Here is a 16,384-nt window from a genome sequence, read left to right on the forward strand (position 1 = left end):
AGTTGTTTGTGGTTGGCCAACCTCCCCCCGGTTGGACGACCTTCGATGGCCCCGGTCCCCCCCACCGGGGCCATCGTATTTTTTTGGTGTGTGTCAGTGGTGTGTGGTGTAGGGGTGGTGTTCGGGTGGGTGGTTACGTGTTTGACCTTACCTGGGGTTTAGAGGCGTATGAATGCCTTCCAGGTTGTGGGGTCGGTAATACCGGTTTGGGGGGTGCGGAGTTTCTTTTGGGTGGCGGTGAGGGCGTTGCGGGTTGCGGGGCCGAAGATGCCGTCGGTGGGGATGCGTAGGAGGGTTTGGAGTGCTTTGACGGCGGGGCCGCGTGAGCCTGGGCGCAGGGTGGTGCCTGCGTATGGGAGCCAGGGGTAGCGGTTGAGTTCGGCACGGTTCCAGGTTTTGAGGTTGGTGGTTCCGGTGGTGGGGAGTTTCCACTTTTTTTGGAGGGTTTTGACTGCGTTGGTGGTTCGTGGGTCGTATGTGCTGGTGGTGGGGATGCGTAGGAGGGTTTGGAGTGCTTTGACGGCGGGGCCGCGTGAGCCTGGGCGCAGGGTGGTGGTGCGGTAGGCGGTGGCGGGGGTGTTGATGGTGATGGGGGTTCGACTGGGCGATGGCGAGGGCGTTGGTGCTGGTGCTGGTGTAGGCGCTGGTGTAGGCGCTGGTGCTGGCGTTGGCTCCGGGGTTGGCGTGGGTGTGGTGGTGAGCGAGGTGGGGTCCAGGGCGGCCCAAGTGGATTGGTCTAGGACTCCAGTGGTGGGGATTGAGCTGCGTTTTTGGTAGGCGATGACGGCGTTGCGGGTGCCGTAGCCGAATTTGCCGTCGGCGGTGATGCCGAGGAGTTTTTGGGCTTCGGCGATTTGGGGGCTGGTGTTGCCGGGGACCCAGGTGGTTTTGGTGGTGCTGGGCCCGGGGGTTGGGGTTGGGCAGGGGGTGGTGCGTTTGCCGGTGTAAAGGAGGGCCCAGGGGTTCCCTGTGGTTGCTCGGCAGGGGCCCAGGTCCAGGCTGGTGATGGCGGTTCCGGTCCACCAGCTGGTGCGCCGGTTGGCTCCGTCCCAGGTGAGGGAGATGTGGATGTGGTCGGTGTGGGGGTTTGGTCCGGTGTAGGTGGCCCAGCCGCGTTCGGGGGCGTATGCGCGCCACATGGTGGCGTTCCAGATGATGTATTGGATGCCTAGGCGGCGGGCGTTTTCGCCGTTGTTAGCGGTGAGCCAGGCTGCTGCGGTGTCGCCGATGGTTTTTTGGGTGGGGTTGGTGGCATCGAGCATCCAGTCCAGGGCGCGTCCGTCGTAGTGTTCGCTGGTTCCGCCTTCGGAGCAGAAGCGGGAGTAGCCGACGTAGCCGGTTTTGTAGGTGTTAACGAGGAGGTTGCCTAGGGCGAGGGTTCCTGGGCGGTCGATGGGGTCGCAGGAGATTTGGGGGATGTAGCTGGGTTGAATATCGATGGCGTCTGGGAGGGGGACGGAGCTGGTTGGGTTGATGATTTGGGTGTTTTTCGTGGTGGTGATGGGGGTGTGCGCGCCGGTGGGGGTGTGTGGTGGTGGCACGGGGGTGCCTGCGTAGGTGTCGGGGTTGCCGGTGTGGTCGCCGTGGGTGGCGGTGGCGGGGATGGGGGTGGTGATGAGGGCGGCTGCTAGGGCTAGGGCGAGTGTGGTGCGCATGATTCTCCGGGCGGGCGGGCGTCTCGCTCGGGTGTTCAGGACGAGGCGCGGCGGGCGGTGGTGTCCACCTATCGGCTGCGCTGGAGGGTGTGTAAGGGCTGCTGGGGTGCAGGAGGGCCGGCACTGATCATGGTGATCGGTGCCGGCCCTGTAATTGCGTTGGGGGCGTGTTGCTTAGCCCTGTTGTGGGTTAGAGGTCGATGGTTTGACCTGTTTTGGCTGATTCGATGGCTGCTTCGGCGACTTTGACGTTACGCATGCCTTGTTCGAGGGTGACGATGTCGGCGTCTTTACCTAGGACTGCGTCGCGGAAGTTTTCGTGCTCGACGAGGAGTGGTTCTCGTTTGGAGATTGCGAATCGGGTGTAGTCGCCTTCGGAGACACCTTTGAATTGGGCTAGGCCTTGCCATTCGGAGGTGACGTTGCCGTTGGCATGGAAGGCCAGTTCGGCGGTGAGGGTGTCGGCGATGAAGGCACCTTTTTCGCCGGTGATGAAGGTGACTCGTTCTTTGAATGGTGAGAGCCAGTTCACGGTGTGTTGGGTGATGGTTCCGTCGGCGAGTAGACCGTTCATGAGAACCATGTCTTCGTATTCGCGTCCGGAGCGGAAGGCGGTGCGGGCGCCAACGGAGGTGTAGGCGCTGGAGCGCAGCCAGCTGGTGAGGTCGATGTCGTGGGTGCCGAGGTCTTTGACGACACCGACATCGGCGATGCGGGCGGGGAAAGGGCCTTGGCGGCGGGTGACGATTTGGTACACGTCGCCGAGGTCGCCTGCTTCGATGCGGGCTTTGGCTTGTTGCAGGGCGGGGTTGTAGCGCTCGATATGTCCGGTGGCGCCGATGAGTCCTGCTTTGTCGAATGCGTCGACGAGCTTTTGTGCCGAGGCGGTGTCTTGGGCGAGGGGTTTTTCGATGAGGGCGTGGACCCCAGCTTCGGCCAGGGCGAGCCCGATTTCTAGGTGGTAGACGGTGGGGACCGCGACCATGCAGTAGTCGAGGTTGTGGGCGATGAGTTCCTCGATGCTGTTGACGAGGGGGCGTCCTTGGGCGATGTCGTGGGGGTCACCGTTGGGATCGGCGACGGCGACGAGGTCGACGCCGTCAAGCCCAGCCAGGACGCGGCCGTGGTGGCGGCCCATCATTCCGAGGCCGATGAGGCCTGCGCGGAGGTTTGCCATGTTCATGCACCTGCCTTGGCGAGGGTGTTGACTGCGGTGACGATGCGCTCAAGTCCGGCGCGATCCACGCTGGGGTGGACGGGCAGGGAGAGGCATTCTTTGGCGGCGCGTTCGGTTTCAACCAGGTCGCCTGCGGTGCGACCTGCTGCAGCGAATGGTTTGAGGCGGTGGTTGGGCACGGGGTAGAACATGCCTGAGCTGATGCTGTATTCGTCTTTGAGGGCTTGGGCGAATTCGTCGCGGCCTTCGGGAATGCGGATCGTGTACTGGTGGTAAACGTGCACGGCGCCTTCGGCAACTGGTGGCGGGGTGACTCCGCGGAGGTTGCTGGAGAGGAATGCGGCGTTTTCCTGGCGGGTTTTGGTCCAGGCGTCGACTTTGGTGAGCTGGACACGGCCGATGGCTGCGTGGATGTCGGTCATGCGGTAGTTCATGCCGACGACTTCGTTGTGGTACTGCTGCAGCATTCCTTGGTTGCGGTAGAGGCGAAGGTTGTGCTCGATGTTTTCGTCGGCCGCTGAGACCATGCCGCCTTCGCCGGAGGTCATGTTCTTGGTGGGGTAAAGCGAGAACATCGCGAATGCGCCGAACGCGCCTACGGGGGTGCCGTGGAGGGATGCGCCGTGGGCTTGGGCTGCGTCTTCGAAGATTTTGATGCCGTGTTTGTCGGCGACGGCTTGAAGAGCGACCATGTCGGCGGGGTGGCCGTACAGGTGGACGGGCATGATGCCGACGGTTTTGTCGGTGATGGCTGATTCAACCGACTCAGCGCTGAGGCAGAAGCTTCCTGGTTCGATGTCGGCGAAGACGGGGGTGGCTCCAGTCAGGGCCACGGAGTTGGCGGTGGCGGCGAAGGTGAAGGAGGGGACGATCACCTCGTCGCCGGGGCCTACACCTGCTGCGAGGAGTCCGAGGTGGAGGCCAGAGGTGCCGGAGTTCACGGCCACGCATGCACGTCCGAGACCGAAGTGCTCGGAGAACTCCTCTTCGAATGCCTTTACCTGCGGCCCTTGGGCCAGCATGCCGCTGCGCATCACTGCATCGACGGCAGCGCGCTCCTCATCGCCGATCAGCGGCTTTGCCGGAGGAATGAACTCGGTCACGTAAGGCCCCTTCGTGAAGCGTGTTTCCGGCGGCCCCACGTGTGGCCGCCCTGTCTGCACTGATTCTTCAGGCGTGTTCCGGACGACCGTGTGGACGTGGGTCACTTTGGCTTCGCGCCGCCGGTAGATTGTTCGGTTTATCGTTTCGTTCCTTCCGCGTTTCGCTGTGTGCGTGGTGCGGTAGGAGCGAGGTGCCGTCCGCTTGGGCCGTCACCTAAGGCCACACTACCGTGGCGCCAAACAGCAGAAAGGGTTCACCATCGTGAAGGTCCTCAGTGTCGTCGGGGCAAGACCGCAGTTTGTGAAGTTGGCGCCGGTGTCGCGGGCATTTGCTGCGGCCGGGAACATCGAGCATGTGATTGTTCACACAGGACAGCATTACGACGCCATGTTGAGTGATGTTTTCTTCGATGATCTGCACATTCCGGCGCCGGATGTTCATTTGGGTGTGGGGTCAGGCAACCATGGGGCGCAGACGGGCCGGATGCTTGAGCAGATTGAGCCGGTGTTGTTGGAGCACAAGCCGGATTGGACTTTGGTTTACGGGGACACGAACTCGACTATCGCTGCTGCTTTGGCAGCGGTGAAGCAGCATCTACCTGTTGCGCATTTGGAAGCGGGGTTGCGCAGTTTTAATCGGCGGATGCCTGAGGAGCACAACCGGGTGTTGACCGATCATGCGTCGGATTTGCTGCTCTCCCCTACTCAGGTAGGTATGGATCACTTGGAGCGTGAGGGCTTGGCAGATAAGTCCGTGCTGGTGGGCGATGTGATGACCGATGTGTGTTTCACGGTGCGTGATGGTGTGGGGTCCGGGCCTCTGCAGTTGCCTGCTGATGTTGATGAGCGTTTCGATCCGGACAAGCCGTTTGTGTTGGCGACGATTCACCGCCCGGATAACACGGATACTCCGCAGCGTTTGGGTGAGATCATCGCGGCTTTCCGTGATTTGCCTACGCAGGTGTTGTTGCTGGCGCATCCGCGGCTGGTGGCTAAGGCTCAAGCTCACGGTATTGATCTTTTTGGTGGGAATTTGCATGGCGCTTCTCCGCTGGCGTACCCGCAGATGGTGCGTGCGGTGATGGGCGCTGCTGGTGTAGTGACGGATTCGGGTGGTTTGCAGAAGGAAGCGTTCTTGTTGCAGACGCCGTGCACAACGATCCGTCCGGAGACTGAATGGGTAGAGACGTTGGAGGGCGGCTGGAACATTCTCGATAACGATCTGGCTCAGTTGCGTGATGTGGCGGTGCGGCAGGCCCCTGCTGGGGAGCAGGGCGCGCCGTACGGTGATGGGCACGCTTCAGAGAAGGTCGCGGCTGTTTTGGCTGAACGCGCTCGCTGATCTTTGAGGCGGGGGCTCGTGTCAGATTTCTTGATACGGGCCCCTTTGTTGTGTATCAGAGCTGGTGGAGCGTTTGCGTAGTGATGCGATGACCGATCCGACTCCTGCTCCTAGCATTGATGGCGGGGTGATGAGGATGAGGAAAAATGGCGCGACGTCGGCGATGTTTTCCACGCGTGGGCGTAGCGCCCCACCGGACCATCCGTCGACGGTTATTCCCACGACGATTGATGACAGGAGAGCTACTGCGCACCACAACAGTGCGACACGGCCGAAACTTTTTCTGTATCCATCGATCCCGGACCACAGGAACGCTATTGCCATGGTGAGCAGGGAGGCTGCCAAGATGGCTCCGACGTCGACTCCTACTACATGCTCACTTGATGAGTAGTAGATGGAGATTCCGTGCAGCGCCACTATTACAACGATGGAACGAATCACGCAGGCCACAAAGAATCGCATTTGTAGATTCTCTCAGCTGCGCGGACATAAATAAGTAAACGCGGCGGAGATAGTGGTACGCATTTGCTTCGCGCAGGGCAGGATGAGGGCATGGACCTGACTCTTGATGCTGATTTCACGTTGTCCGACATCAGTGCTGTGGCTGAGCAGGCGATGCGGGAGCTTCTTGAGGTTGCTGCTGTGCCGGCTGGGGGGTCGGTGGTGTTGGGGTGCAGTAGTAGTGAGATTCGTGGGGAGCGGATTGGCACGTTCGGCAGCGAACAGGTCGGGGTGGCGGTGGTTGCGGGGGTTCGGCGGTGTGTGTTGGAGCGTGGGGTGTGGTTGGCGGTGCAGGGCTGTGAGCACATTAATCGGGCGTTGGTGGTGGAGCGTGAGTATGCGTTGGCGCAGCGGTTGGAGGTGGTGAGTGTGGTTCCGGCGTTGCATGCGGGTGGTTCGGTGTGTGTGGCTGCGTTTGATGCGGCGCGGGATCCGGTGATGGTGGAGCATGTGGTGGTTGATGCTGGACTTGATATTGGTGATACCGAGGTGGCGATGCATGTGCGGCATGTGCAGGTGCCGGTGAGGTTGGCGGCGCGGCAGGTGGGGGGCGCGCGGGTGACGGCGGTTCGTTATCGACCCAAGCTTATTGGCGGACAGCGGGCTCAGTATCAGCGTTGATGGTGCGCGGCTGTGATCTGGGTGGGTTTGTTGTTTGTTTGTCGTTGGGGCGTGGCGGTTCTCGGGTAGCCTTGCGAGCACGAAGGGGAGTAGTTCCGATCGCTGGCTCATGCTGGCGTGGGGCTTAGCGTCGACATACTGGCGGGGAATGAACCGCCCGGCGCACCATCCAGCAGGTGGATGAACGAGACCTTCGACACCGCCAGGGTGTCGAAGTGTCGTATCTGCTTACTTCGGGCACCCGTGACGAAAGGTCACTCGCCCGGATGTCTGTGGTCACTATGTTTCTTGTGGCGTTTGGTGTTTCTGCTGACGCCTTCGCTGTTGCTCTTGGTAAGGGGCTGACTCTGCCTCGTGTGGATATACGTGCTGTGTTGGCTGTCGCTGTGACGTTTGGGGCGTTTCAGGCGGCGATGCCGTTATTGGGCTGGTTTCTTGGTGCCTCTTTCGCGCCGTACATCGAGGCGGTGGATCATTGGATTGCGTTCGTGCTGCTGGGTGTTATCGGTGCTCACATGATGTGGGGTGCGCTGCGTGGCGGTGATGAGGATGGTTTTTCGGATCGCCTTACGCTGCGTTCGTTGCTTGTGTTGGGGGTGGCTACCAGCATTGATGCTCTTGTCATCGGTGTTGGGTTGGCGTTCATGAAGGTAGATGTGTTTGTCACGGTGGCGATTGTGGGGTTGGTGACGTTTCTTATCAGCGCTGCGGGGATGCTTGTTGGTCAAAAGATCGGGAACCGTTGGGGCACGCCGGCTGAGTTGTTGGGTGGAGCGATTCTTATCGGTCTTGGTGTGTTGGCTTTGTGGGAGCACTTAGCTGCCTGAGGGTAAAAGGGTGGGGGCAAAGGGTTTTCCTTTGCCCCCACCCTTTTGTTGCTTAGTACTGGGTGTGTTCGGTGATGATTTTTTTGACTGCGTCGGCGTCGTTGGGTACCTGGATGACGTGGTGTTCGCTGTTTCGTAGGTGGGCGAACCGTTCCGGCAGAGGTGGGGGTTCCCCTATTGCTTCGGTGATGGTTTCGGCGAATTTGACGGGTAGTGCTGTTTCAGCGACGAGGACGGGCAGGGTGATACTTGCCTCAGCGAGTCGGTCGCGGGCGACTTTGATGCCGTCGGCGGTGTGGGGGTCGATGAGGATGCCGTCGTTGGCGTACACGCTGGCAATGATGGCAAGGCGGTCAGTGTGGCTGGAGGTACCGGTGCGGAATCCGTAGCGTTGTGCCACGTAGGGCCAGTTTTTTTCGTTGGCGAGGGTGAATTCTTTTTCTGTGGCGAGGGTGGGCCCGAACAGTTGGGCGGTGCGGGCGCCGTCGCGGTCCAGAAGGTCAAAGACGAAGCGTTCGAAGTTGCTGGCTTTGCTGATGTCCATGGATGGACTGGATGTTGCGTGTGTTTCTGCCGCCCCGCGGATTCGGTATGTGCCGGTGGTGAAGAATTCGGCAAGTACGTCGTTTTCGTTGGTGGCGCAGACCAGGGAGGCGATGGGAATTCCCATCTGTTTGGCGATGTGGCCGGCGACGATGTTGCCGAAATTGCCGGTGGGGACCACGAAGGAGACGGGCTCGTCATTGTCTGTGGTGGCGTAGAGCCATCCGGCGATGTAGTAGACGACTTGGGCGAGTAGGCGGGCCCAGTTGATTGAGTTGACGGCGCCGATGTTATGGGTGCGTTTGAAGTTGGTGTCGGCGTTAACTGCTTTGACGATGTCTTGGCAGTCGTCGAATACGCCCGCCACGGCGATGTTGACGACGGCGGGGTCGTTGATGGAGAACATTTGGGCTTGTTGGAAGGGGGTCATGCGCCCGGCAGGGCTGAGCATGAAGACACGTACTCGGTCTTTGCCGAGCATGGCGTATTCGGCTGAGCTGCCTGTGTCTCCGCTGGTGGCTCCGAGGATGGTGATGTGGGTTTGGCGGCGGTGCAGTTCGTATTCGAAGAGTTCGCCGAGCAGTTGCATTGCCATGTCTTTGAACGCGGCGGTGGGGCCGTTGCTCAGGTGCAGAAGGTGGATACCTTCTGCGAGTTGTGAGACGGGCACGATGCGTGGGTCGGTGAATTTTTCGCTGCTATAGGCACGTTCGCAGATGCCGCGCAGGTCCTCGCTAGGGATGTCGTCGATGAATAGGCTGGTGACGGCGTGTGCCAGTGCTGCGTAGCCTTGGGTGGTCAGGAGTGTTCTCCACTGCGCCCGCGTGCTTTTGTCGATGTGGGGGTAGCGCTCGGGCAGGTAGAGGCCGCCGTCTGGAGCGAGCCCGGCGAGCAGAATGTCGCAGAAGGTTTGGTCGGCGACGCCGTTGGGGTCACGTGTGGAGAGATAGCGCACGTGACCAGACTACGAAAATGGGGGTTGGTGGCGGTATCGGTTGTGTGGTGGCACGTGGTGGGTAGCACTGAGCCCTCGTCGCTGCGTGCAGTGACGAGGGCTCAGTGCAGGTGTTTTATTCGGCGGCGCGGCCGACGGTGCGGAAGGTAACGTCCGTGAAGTTGTCGGCGTTGAGCCAGCAGCGGCCGTCGATGACGGTTTTCACGCCGGGCAGGTCACGCGTGGTGAGCTGTGCGTATTCGGCGTGGTTGGCCTGCAGGATCGCGACGTCGACGTTGCTGGCACCAAGTGTGTAGGGGGTCCAGCCGTAGGCGGCGAGTTCTTCGTCGGTGTACATGGGGTCGTGGACCACGACGGTGGCGCCTTCGGCGCGTAGGGCTTCGACGGTGTCGAATACGCCGGAGAAGGCTGTTTCTTTGACGCCGCCGCGGTAGGAGGCACCGAGCACAACGACGGTGGCGCCTGAAAGGTCACCGTGTGCACCTTTGGCGAGGCCGACGGTGTAGACGGGCATGCCTTTGTTGGTTTCGCGGGCAGCGCGCACGACGGTGGCGTCGGGGTCGGTGTAGAGGTAGAGGCGGGGGTAGACGGGGATGCAGTGTCCGCCGACAGCGATTCCGGGTGAGTGGATGTGGCTGTAGGGCTGGCTGTTGGAGGCTTCGATGACTTGGTAGATGTCGATGCCGTGGGAGGCGGCGAATTTGCCGAACTGGTTGGCCAGGCCGATGTTGACGTCGCGGTAGGTCGTTTCGGCGAGTTTGGCGAGTTCTGCTGCTTCTGCCGAGCCTAGGTCCCAGACGCCGTTGCCGCGTTCGAGGTCGGGGCGCTCATCGAAGTCGAGGACAGCGTTGTAGAACTCGATGGCGCGGCGGGCTCCAGCGCCTCCCAGGCCGTCGAGGCCTCCGACGAGTTTGGGGTATTTGCGCAGGTCGGCGAAGACCCGGCCGGTGAGGACTCGCTCGGGGCTGAAGACGAGGTGGAAGTCGCTGCCTTCGGTCAGGCCAGAACCTGCTTCGAGCTGGGGTTTCCACTTGCCGCGGCTGGTGCCTACGGGCAGGGTGGTTTCGTAGATGACGAGGGTGTTGTTTTCTTTGCGTAGGCCGCGGGCAATGTCGGCGGTGGCTGATTCCATCCACCCGAAGTCGGGTTGTCCGTCGTTGTCAACGAACAGGGGGACGACAACGACGACGGCATCAGAGTCAGCGACGGCGGCAGCGGTGTCGGTGGTGGCGCGGATGTTTCCGGCCTTGACTGCTTCGGCAAGTTTTTCGTCGAGGTGGGCTTCGCCGGGGAAGGGTTCGGTTCCTGCGTTGACGAGGTCGACAACGGTGGGGTTGGTGTCGGCGCCGTGTACGAAGTGGCCTTTGGAGGCGAATTGGACTGCCAGCGGAAGCCCGATTTTGCCGAGTCCGACGACGGTGATCTTCACGTGTTGCCTGCCTTTGCTGTTGGTGGTCCGTCCGGGCTGCGCTGGTGCGTCAGTCTCGGTGGGCTGCTCCGTTGCCGGTTGCGACGTGGTCGTGGTCGGTGTGGGAGTGGCGGCGTGCGTGTGGTGCGCGTCCGCGTCTGGCCCTGGTCACTCCTCTGATCTTAGAGGGGTGTTTTGGTTCCGTGTTGGTGGGAGTGTGGGTGTTGCTGTGGTTGATGGGTTGGGTGCCGTATCCGCTGCGGTCTAGGACGGTTTCGAGGGCGGCGACTGCTTTGGGGTCGTACTCGTAGCCCAGACCGAGGTAGATGCGTTCCATGGCTTCGTTGTGGGCGTCGTTGTCAGCGTCGGCGAGGGTGCCGCCGACGTAGTCGACGTAGGCGTTAGCGACTTTGAGGACACGTGATGTTTGTGGGATGCGGGCGCGGTTTTGGACGAGTTGGTAGTAGGGGACGGCTTGGGCGGCGAGGGTGTCGGTGACGGCGTTGAGGCGGCCGATGTGGTCGACGATAGAGGCTCCGGTGGCGGCGAGGTGTTCTTGATCGGCTGGGGCGGCCAGGACGGTGGCTCCGGAGGGGATGGGGCGTCGCAGGACTACTTGCCCTAGGTCGTGGAGGAGCGCTGCGGTTTCTAGGTGGCTGATTTCGCGGGCGGTCAGTCCCATTTCTTGGGCGATGGCCACTGATAGGCGGGCTACGGAGGTGCCGTGGCCGCGGGGTAGCAGTCCGGCAATTTCGGGAAGTTTGGATAGGGCACGGACGCTTTGTCGCTGGGCGCGGTGGACGCGGGCCTGGTGGAGTACGGCGATTTGGGTGGCCACGAGGGGCACCAGTCCTAGCGGTAGTGCGGCTAGGCCGATTGCTTCTTGGGCTAGGGCCAGGCTGGCGCTGCTGGCGACGACGACGACGGAAAGGGCCAGTGGGATACGGGCGTCGCTGGTGTGGCTGTTAAGAGCGTCGACGCGCATGAGTCGGTGGTAGAGCCAGACACGGAAGGGGGCTTCGATGCTGAGGATGAATCCGATGGCGCTCATGAGAACGATGGCGCGGCGCCATCCGGGCCAGGTGAGGGTCATGTCGACGACGTGATTGCCGTGTAAGAGTGGCAGTTCACGCACGAGGATTGCTACGGCGGTGACGGTGAAGAGGCGTAGTGCACTGTCGGCGAGGAGTTCGTGGCGCTCGCCGCGGGCGCGGGTGACCCATAGGAAGGGGATTGCTAGCAGTTGTGAGATCAGTACTAGTGCCGCGATGTGTGTTGCGGTGAGTTGGATAGGGCCTTGGGGTGTGGTTACTGAGACGGCTAGGGCTAGGCCGACGGCGTGTGCTGTAGGTGCGGTTTCGAATCGTCCGCGGATGCGCAGTCGAAAGGCTTCAGCGATCGTCAGGACAGCCAGGTAGGCGAGGATGCCAGGGATGGTCATGAGGTGGCTTCCTTGGTGCCGTGATGTTTTCGGTGGGCGAATTGGTGGGAGTGTTGAGGTGAGGTGTGTCGGTGGTGACTGGCGGCGGGGTGGTTGGTCAGGTCAGCTAGGAGGTCGGGGCCGCGGCTTGAGCGCAGTTCGCGGATGAGAGCGTCAACGACGATGGGATCCAGGGTGCTGCCGGCGTGGTTGCGTAGTCCGGTGATGAGGTTTTCGCGGTCTTCGGCGGTGGCTTTGAGGGTGGTGCCAAGGGATTCGGCGATGTCGGCGGCGGCGATGATGCGTGAGGCGAGGGGGATTTCGTCTCCGGCCAGGCGACTGGGATATCCGCGGCCGTCGTAGCGTTCGTGGTGGTGCAGGACGGCTTCGGCGCAGTCTTCGAGGAAGTCGATGTCGGTGATGATGTCGGCGGATATGCGGGTGTGGCCAGCGATGTGGTCAAGTTGTTCGTCGGTGAGGTCTTCGGGGCGGGTGTCGAGGGTGTTCCACGGGATGGACAGGATGCCGACGTCATGCAGGGTGGCGGCTTCGCGGAGGATGTCTTGGTCGCGTCCAGATAGGCCCATGGCGCTGCCGGTGGCGGTGCAGACGCGGGCGAGGCGGTAGGGGCGGTCTAGTGTTCCGGATCGTAGTTCGCCTGCTCCGGCTAGGGCTTGGATGAGTCGGTGGTGGATGTCGCGTTCTTCGACGTATTCGAGGTAGGACCAGCGGGACATCATGAGAGGGGCAAGGATGAGGACGAGGGCTAGCGGGCCTAGTCCTACCGGTGCCCAGAGCACAACGAAAACGAATGCGGTAATGCCGTACCCCAGGCAGAGCACGGCGAAAACGGTCATGGCTCCCGTGACGAAGTGGCGCAGGCGTTGGCGGCTTTCGAGGGCGATGAGGGCTGCTACAAGGATGCTGTTGAGGACGATGAATATGAGGTCGGCGAAGATGAGTGGGATGCCGATTTTGGTGAAGAGCAGGGTGGGGGTCCAGGGACCAGTGCCGATGTGCGTGCCACCAAAGAGGGCGTAGGTCAAGGCGGCAGCGCTGGTGACCAGCGCCATCATGGATGCGTTGACGAAGAAGGTCAGGGCGGTGCGGTTGGGGAGGGCTCCGGCGCCACGCATCCGGCGAACGAGGTTGGATGCCAGTGGGCTGAGCAGCATGATGAGCGGGCCCAAGATGGTGGCTGGGACGGGGCCGGTGAGGGGAATGGCCCCGAGGAGAATCATGGCGGTGAAGGAAAGTTCGACTTCTTCGTCATGTGAGCGTTCGCGTAGTCCGTCGGCTAGAACTCCCAGGGCGAGGAGGCCGAGGAAGGGTTCAAAGGAGGAGATGAGCTGCGTGCCGTGGTGGTGCAGCAGAGTGGCCTGTGTTGCCAGGAAGGCTGCCAGGATGATGTTCATTACGGCAGCGGTGAGGGAGATTGCGCGTACGCGTGAGCTGGGTTGTTGGCTTGAGCTGTGCATTGATCCCCACAGCTCGGTGTCGTCGGTGAACGATCCGGGTTGGTTGAGTCGGTGGGGTCGGATGCTCACGCTGTCTCCGCGGGGGTGTGGGGCGGTAATGGCCTGAGCAGGGCCACGCCCGCTCCCCTCAGCGTGATGCGGCCATGGCTGTGGCCGCGGCCATGTATTTCATTTTTTGGGCCGTGGGCTCCAGTAGACAACACCGCAGGGCTGCTGTGTGTCGTGAGTGTTGATGAACATTTCTCACTCCTGCCGATAAGCGACGGTCGGATGCCTTGATGACCCCCCATAGGTCGATTCAAAGTTTCCCTATCGCTTTCCCGTCTAGTAAGTACGAACAACTTGGACGGATAGCGATAAGAATTCTTTCGATGTCCGCCAGCATATCCTTGGCTTCCCATGAAGACTCCTTCATCTTCACCACCCTTGAGTAAACATTTATCTATAAGTGAAGATCACTTATTCAAGTCAGTCGTTCGACTATTTGGAAAATAAAATTCACTCATTATTAATGAGTGAAGAAGATTATTTATCTACGCGAATTCAGTTGATTCACAGTCTCGTACGCTTGCTGTCCATAGCACCCTCCCCTGATGAAGCAGCTAGGCGCCCCAGCATGTTCACCGTCGCATCCCTGACTTCTCAAGCGATGCCTCATCTTTCGTCCGCCCCGAGGCGAAGCACACTAAGTTATAGAGAATGTATAGCACGACTAATTCAGTCGATCACTTTGGACGACCTATCTAAACAACACGAGAACTTCATGTAATGCGATAGGAGCACATAGTCTTGATCAATCGTCCAAAGCGTTCGTTCACATAGAGAAGAATCCAAAAAACACGAGAACGCAGCGAAAGTGCCGGTGATACCACAAGGCGCTACATCAACAGAGCACTCGACTGAACGACTCCCCCAACTGCCTCCCAGTCCCCCACCGACCGGGAATCAATCCCGAAACTTTCCCATCCACGCCCGAGGCGTGAGACAACTGAGCATCCAGAACAGGCCAACTGGCGCCAGAAGGCACCAGATCGCCCCCTACCAGAGCGTGTGACAGAATCAGATGGTTCAGCGATGTGGCCGCATGCGGCCACATCCAGACATAGAGGAGATCATCATGAGCAAGCGCGCACGCAAGCGTCGTTCCCGCAAGGGCAGCGCAGCCAACCACGGCCGCCGCCCCAACGCCTGAGCAGACCTGCCACTGCCAGCGAGTGCATAAATGTGTGGGTGTCACTTCAATTGAAGTGACACCCACACATTTACCCGGCTCTGAAATACCTACATCACCTCAGAGCTCAAAAGTCCTCATACTTATCCTGGTAAGAATCTGAACACGTAACGACTCGGGCGCTTCTTCACAATGACAAGACCGCCGGATCAGTGACTTCAAAACAAGATCACGCTCATAGTTCTGCGCGCACGATCGGCACGAAGCAAGATGGGCTTTGATCGCTTCACAATCAGCGGCAGTCAGCTCCCCATCAAGATATGCAGTCAGCGCTGCATAGAATTCTTCACACCCTCCGGGACTGTGACCATCAGCATTCACTGCCCCACCTCCGAGGCCGTGCCGGCATAGCCACGCTCAGCCGCGTAATCAGTGAGCAAATCCCGCAGCGCCCGCCGCCCCCGGTGCAGCCGAGACATGACCGTACCAATAGGGGTATCCATGATCTCGGCGATCTCTTTGTACGCGAACCCTTCAACATCTGCCAGATACACCGCGATACGGAAGTCTTCACCGATCTGGCTCAACGCCCGCGTCACATCACTGTCGGGCAAATGGTCCAGCGCTTCCACCTCAGCCGAACGCAATCCGCGCGAAGAGTGAGCCTCCGCACGAGCAAGCTGATAGTCCTCCACATCAGCAGCATCGGACTGCTGAGGCTGACGCTTTTTCTTGCGGTAGGTATTGATAAACGTGTTCGTAAGAATTCGATACAGCCAGGCTTTGAGGTTAGTTCCTGGCTTGTACTGGTGAAACGCAGCAAAAGCCTTCGCAAACGTTTCCTGAACCAAATCTTCGGCATCCGTGGGGTTGCGAGTCATCCGCAACGCGCCGCTATAGATCTGATCCAGGTACACCATGGCATCGGTTTCAAACCGACGGACCCGCTCATCGTGCGTCTCCTGGGAAGGATCGACGATGGTCTCATCAAACATCGGTTCACCGGTCAGCGACGGCTCGAGTATCTCAGTACCCGCCGCACCATCGCGTATCTCGTCGCTGTTCATCAACGTCCAGGGTAGGCGCTCAGAGGTATCTCCGCCTTGAGCATCCATCCCAGTAGAGACACCATCAACCGCCTTAGGTGCAAGAACCAACACGTATGACTCCTATCCCGCCCGACGTGGCGTGTCGGCGTACGAGGGACGGTGACCCCGAATCAGCCAGACAGAACTGCCCGTGGGCAACTGCTCACGGGCAAGAACGCACTACGTGGCGCTGACATTCCCACCCACATCACACTGCGCATCAATCCGCCCCAAGCTGACCTGTGCCGATGTAATCAAACAAGTTCGACTCCCCCACATTGCCGCCACCTCGGTCGCTGCAGAGCTGCTCAGCTACAAAACGCCCCTGGCAAGATGGCGACAACAACGGCATCACACTCTGGGCATCATCGCGGCACGGATCTAGCCAGGCATCCCAATCTTGCGGCTCGATGACCAACGGCTGACGCGGATGCACATGCTCCACCTCTGCCTGCGCCGGATGCGTAATGATCGAGAACGACGCAATCCATGCCAGCGGCCCCGGCTCCCTGACTGTGGGGTCGCGCCAAAACTCGAAAAAACCCCCGAAAGTCAACGGCGCACCATCGGCTCGGCGCATCGAAAAGAGCAGCTTGCGCTGCCTGCTCCCCGCAGGGGCTGCACCCCACTCGTACCAGCAATCAGCAGGCACCAAACATCGTCGCGAGCGCACTGCCTGCCGAAAAGCTGGTTTTGTCAGTACTGATTCGGCTCGCGCGTTGATCATTGAGACTGCGTTGCGTGGGTCTTTTGACCATGAGGGCACTAAACCCCACGTCAATAGTCGCAGCGAGCGCTCTATGCCTATTGGTTCGCCTGTCTGTGTGCGCCGGAGACGTTCTACGACGACGCGGGCGTTTTTCGTGGGCGCGACATTTTCATCTGGGGTGCCGGCAGGTGGTTCTTGGGGTGAGGCCAGGAGGGTTCGTACCGGCGCTCCTGTCATGTCGGCGTCTGCTTTGAGTGTTGTGACCAGTTCGCTATTTGTTGCTGTTGCGGCGTATCTACCGCACACGTGTTGCCTCCTTGGTTGTTGTCGCCCACGACGCGCCTGCCTCCATGCTGAACAAGCTGCCATGGGAACAGCTGCCCGGA

Annotated in this window: 15 protein-coding genes; 4 read left to right on the forward strand and 11 right to left on the reverse strand. The window is 60.6% G+C overall.

Features of this window, described 5'->3' with window-relative positions:
- Window positions 1-158 precede the first annotated feature (158 nt).
- The 3 genes from CKV89_RS12560 to CKV89_RS09355 form a co-directional block, all read right to left on the reverse strand.
- A complete protein-coding gene (locus CKV89_RS12560; protein ID WP_034400397.1) occupies window positions 159-1,655 on the reverse strand; it encodes a peptidoglycan-binding domain-containing protein in 1,497 nt (498 codons plus the stop codon).
- Between the two features lie 190 nt (window positions 1,656-1,845).
- Window positions 1,846-2,832 (reverse strand): Gfo/Idh/MocA family protein, encoded by a 987-nt coding sequence (locus tag CKV89_RS09350; RefSeq protein ID WP_028326442.1) that lies wholly within the window; start codon window positions 2,830-2,832, stop codon window positions 1,846-1,848.
- Window positions 2,833-2,834: 2 nt separating this feature from the next.
- Window positions 2,835-3,935, reverse strand: a complete 1,101-nt coding sequence (locus CKV89_RS09355; RefSeq protein ID WP_028326443.1) for a DegT/DnrJ/EryC1/StrS family aminotransferase — start codon at window positions 3,933-3,935, stop codon at window positions 2,835-2,837.
- Window positions 3,936-4,197: 262 nt separating this feature from the next.
- Here CKV89_RS09355 and wecB point away from each other — a divergent pair, with 262 nt between their 5' ends.
- Window positions 4,198-5,277 (forward strand): non-hydrolyzing UDP-N-acetylglucosamine 2-epimerase, encoded by a 1,080-nt coding sequence (gene wecB, locus CKV89_RS09360; protein ID WP_028326444.1) that lies wholly within the window; start codon window positions 4,198-4,200, stop codon window positions 5,275-5,277.
- A 21-nt stretch (window positions 5,278-5,298) separates the two neighbouring features.
- Here the strand turns inward: wecB and CKV89_RS09365 are convergent, their stop codons facing one another.
- Window positions 5,299-5,739: a hypothetical protein gene (locus tag CKV89_RS09365; RefSeq protein WP_154657561.1), complete on the reverse strand. Its 441-nt coding sequence runs from the start codon at window positions 5,737-5,739 to the stop codon at window positions 5,299-5,301.
- 90 nt (window positions 5,740-5,829) lie between these two features.
- Between CKV89_RS09365 and CKV89_RS09370 the strand changes: the two genes are divergently transcribed.
- Together CKV89_RS09370 and CKV89_RS09375 are read left to right on the forward strand one after the other, a co-directional pair.
- Window positions 5,830-6,399, forward strand: coding sequence for a TIGR01440 family protein (locus CKV89_RS09370; protein ID WP_084440827.1), 570 nt, complete (start codon window positions 5,830-5,832; stop codon window positions 6,397-6,399).
- A 266-nt stretch (window positions 6,400-6,665) separates the two neighbouring features.
- Window positions 6,666-7,226 (forward strand): manganese efflux pump MntP, encoded by a 561-nt coding sequence (locus CKV89_RS09375; RefSeq protein WP_028326447.1) that lies wholly within the window; start codon window positions 6,666-6,668, stop codon window positions 7,224-7,226.
- Window positions 7,227-7,278: 52 nt separating this feature from the next.
- On the opposite strand, the gene thrC is transcribed toward CKV89_RS09375, so the two are convergent.
- The 4 genes from thrC to CKV89_RS09395 all read right to left on the reverse strand — a co-directional run bounded on the left by thrC (window position 7,279) and on the right by CKV89_RS09395 (window position 13,099).
- On the reverse strand, window positions 7,279-8,724 hold the full coding sequence (thrC, locus tag CKV89_RS09380; RefSeq protein ID WP_028326448.1) for a threonine synthase: 1,446 nt from the start codon (window positions 8,722-8,724) through the stop codon (window positions 7,279-7,281).
- Window positions 8,725-8,839: 115 nt separating this feature from the next.
- A complete protein-coding gene (locus CKV89_RS09385; RefSeq protein WP_028326449.1) occupies window positions 8,840-10,153 on the reverse strand; it encodes a nucleotide sugar dehydrogenase in 1,314 nt (437 codons plus the stop codon).
- A 49-nt stretch (window positions 10,154-10,202) separates the two neighbouring features.
- Window positions 10,203-11,573, reverse strand: coding sequence for an HD domain-containing phosphohydrolase (locus CKV89_RS09390; protein ID WP_051277128.1), 1,371 nt, complete (start codon window positions 11,571-11,573; stop codon window positions 10,203-10,205).
- Window positions 11,570-13,099, reverse strand: a complete 1,530-nt coding sequence (locus tag CKV89_RS09395) for an HD-GYP domain-containing protein (protein ID WP_028326450.1) — start codon at window positions 13,097-13,099, stop codon at window positions 11,570-11,572. The genes CKV89_RS09390 and CKV89_RS09395 overlap by 4 nt, the downstream gene beginning before the upstream one ends.
- Window positions 13,100-14,147: 1,048 nt before the next feature.
- On the opposite strand from CKV89_RS09395, the gene CKV89_RS12725 reads away from it, so the two are divergent.
- The gene (locus tag CKV89_RS12725; RefSeq protein ID WP_371667504.1) at window positions 14,148-14,222 is read left to right on the forward strand and encodes a 50S ribosomal protein bL37; all 75 of its coding nucleotides are present in this window, start codon (window positions 14,148-14,150) and stop codon (window positions 14,220-14,222) included.
- 99 nt (window positions 14,223-14,321) lie between these two features.
- Here CKV89_RS12725 and rsrA read toward each other — a convergent pair whose 3' ends face one another.
- The 3 genes from rsrA to CKV89_RS09410 form a co-directional block, all read right to left on the reverse strand.
- Window positions 14,322-14,582, reverse strand: a complete 261-nt coding sequence (gene rsrA, locus CKV89_RS09400) for a mycothiol system anti-sigma-R factor (protein ID WP_084440828.1) — start codon at window positions 14,580-14,582, stop codon at window positions 14,322-14,324.
- Window positions 14,579-15,196, reverse strand: a complete 618-nt coding sequence (locus CKV89_RS09405) for a sigma-70 family RNA polymerase sigma factor (RefSeq protein WP_051277356.1) — start codon at window positions 15,194-15,196, stop codon at window positions 14,579-14,581. Before CKV89_RS09405 ends, rsrA begins: the two co-directional genes overlap by 4 nt.
- A gap of 313 nt (window positions 15,197-15,509) precedes the next feature.
- The gene (locus tag CKV89_RS09410; protein ID WP_028326452.1) at window positions 15,510-16,304 is read right to left on the reverse strand and encodes an SOS response-associated peptidase; all 795 of its coding nucleotides are present in this window, start codon (window positions 16,302-16,304) and stop codon (window positions 15,510-15,512) included.
- Window positions 16,305-16,384: the final 80 nt, after the last annotated feature.

The organism is Dermatophilus congolensis, from assembly GCF_900187045.1.
GTDB classification, from domain to species: domain Bacteria; phylum Actinomycetota; class Actinomycetes; order Actinomycetales; family Dermatophilaceae; genus Dermatophilus; species Dermatophilus congolensis.

Bases quoted from the DNA above. Each gene is read 5' to 3' on its own strand.
- CKV89_RS09370 (WP_084440827.1), top strand. From the start codon at position 5,830: ATGGACCTGACTCTTGATGCTGATTTCACGTTGTCCGACATCAGTGCT.
- CKV89_RS09390 (WP_051277128.1), bottom strand. From the start codon at position 11,573: ATGACCATCCCTGGCATCCTCGCCTACCTGGCTGTCCTGACGATCGCT.
- CKV89_RS12560 (WP_034400397.1), bottom strand. From the start codon at position 1,655: ATGCGCACCACACTCGCCCTAGCCCTAGCAGCCGCCCTCATCACCACC.
- CKV89_RS09365 (WP_154657561.1), bottom strand. From the start codon at position 5,739: ATGCGATTCTTTGTGGCCTGCGTGATTCGTTCCATCGTTGTAATAGTG.
- CKV89_RS09405 (WP_051277356.1), bottom strand. From the start codon at position 15,196: ATGTTTGATGAGACCATCGTCGATCCTTCCCAGGAGACGCACGATGAG.
- CKV89_RS09350 (WP_028326442.1), bottom strand. From the start codon at position 2,832: ATGGCAAACCTCCGCGCAGGCCTCATCGGCCTCGGAATGATGGGCCGC.
- CKV89_RS09375 (WP_028326447.1), top strand. From the start codon at position 6,666: ATGTCTGTGGTCACTATGTTTCTTGTGGCGTTTGGTGTTTCTGCTGAC.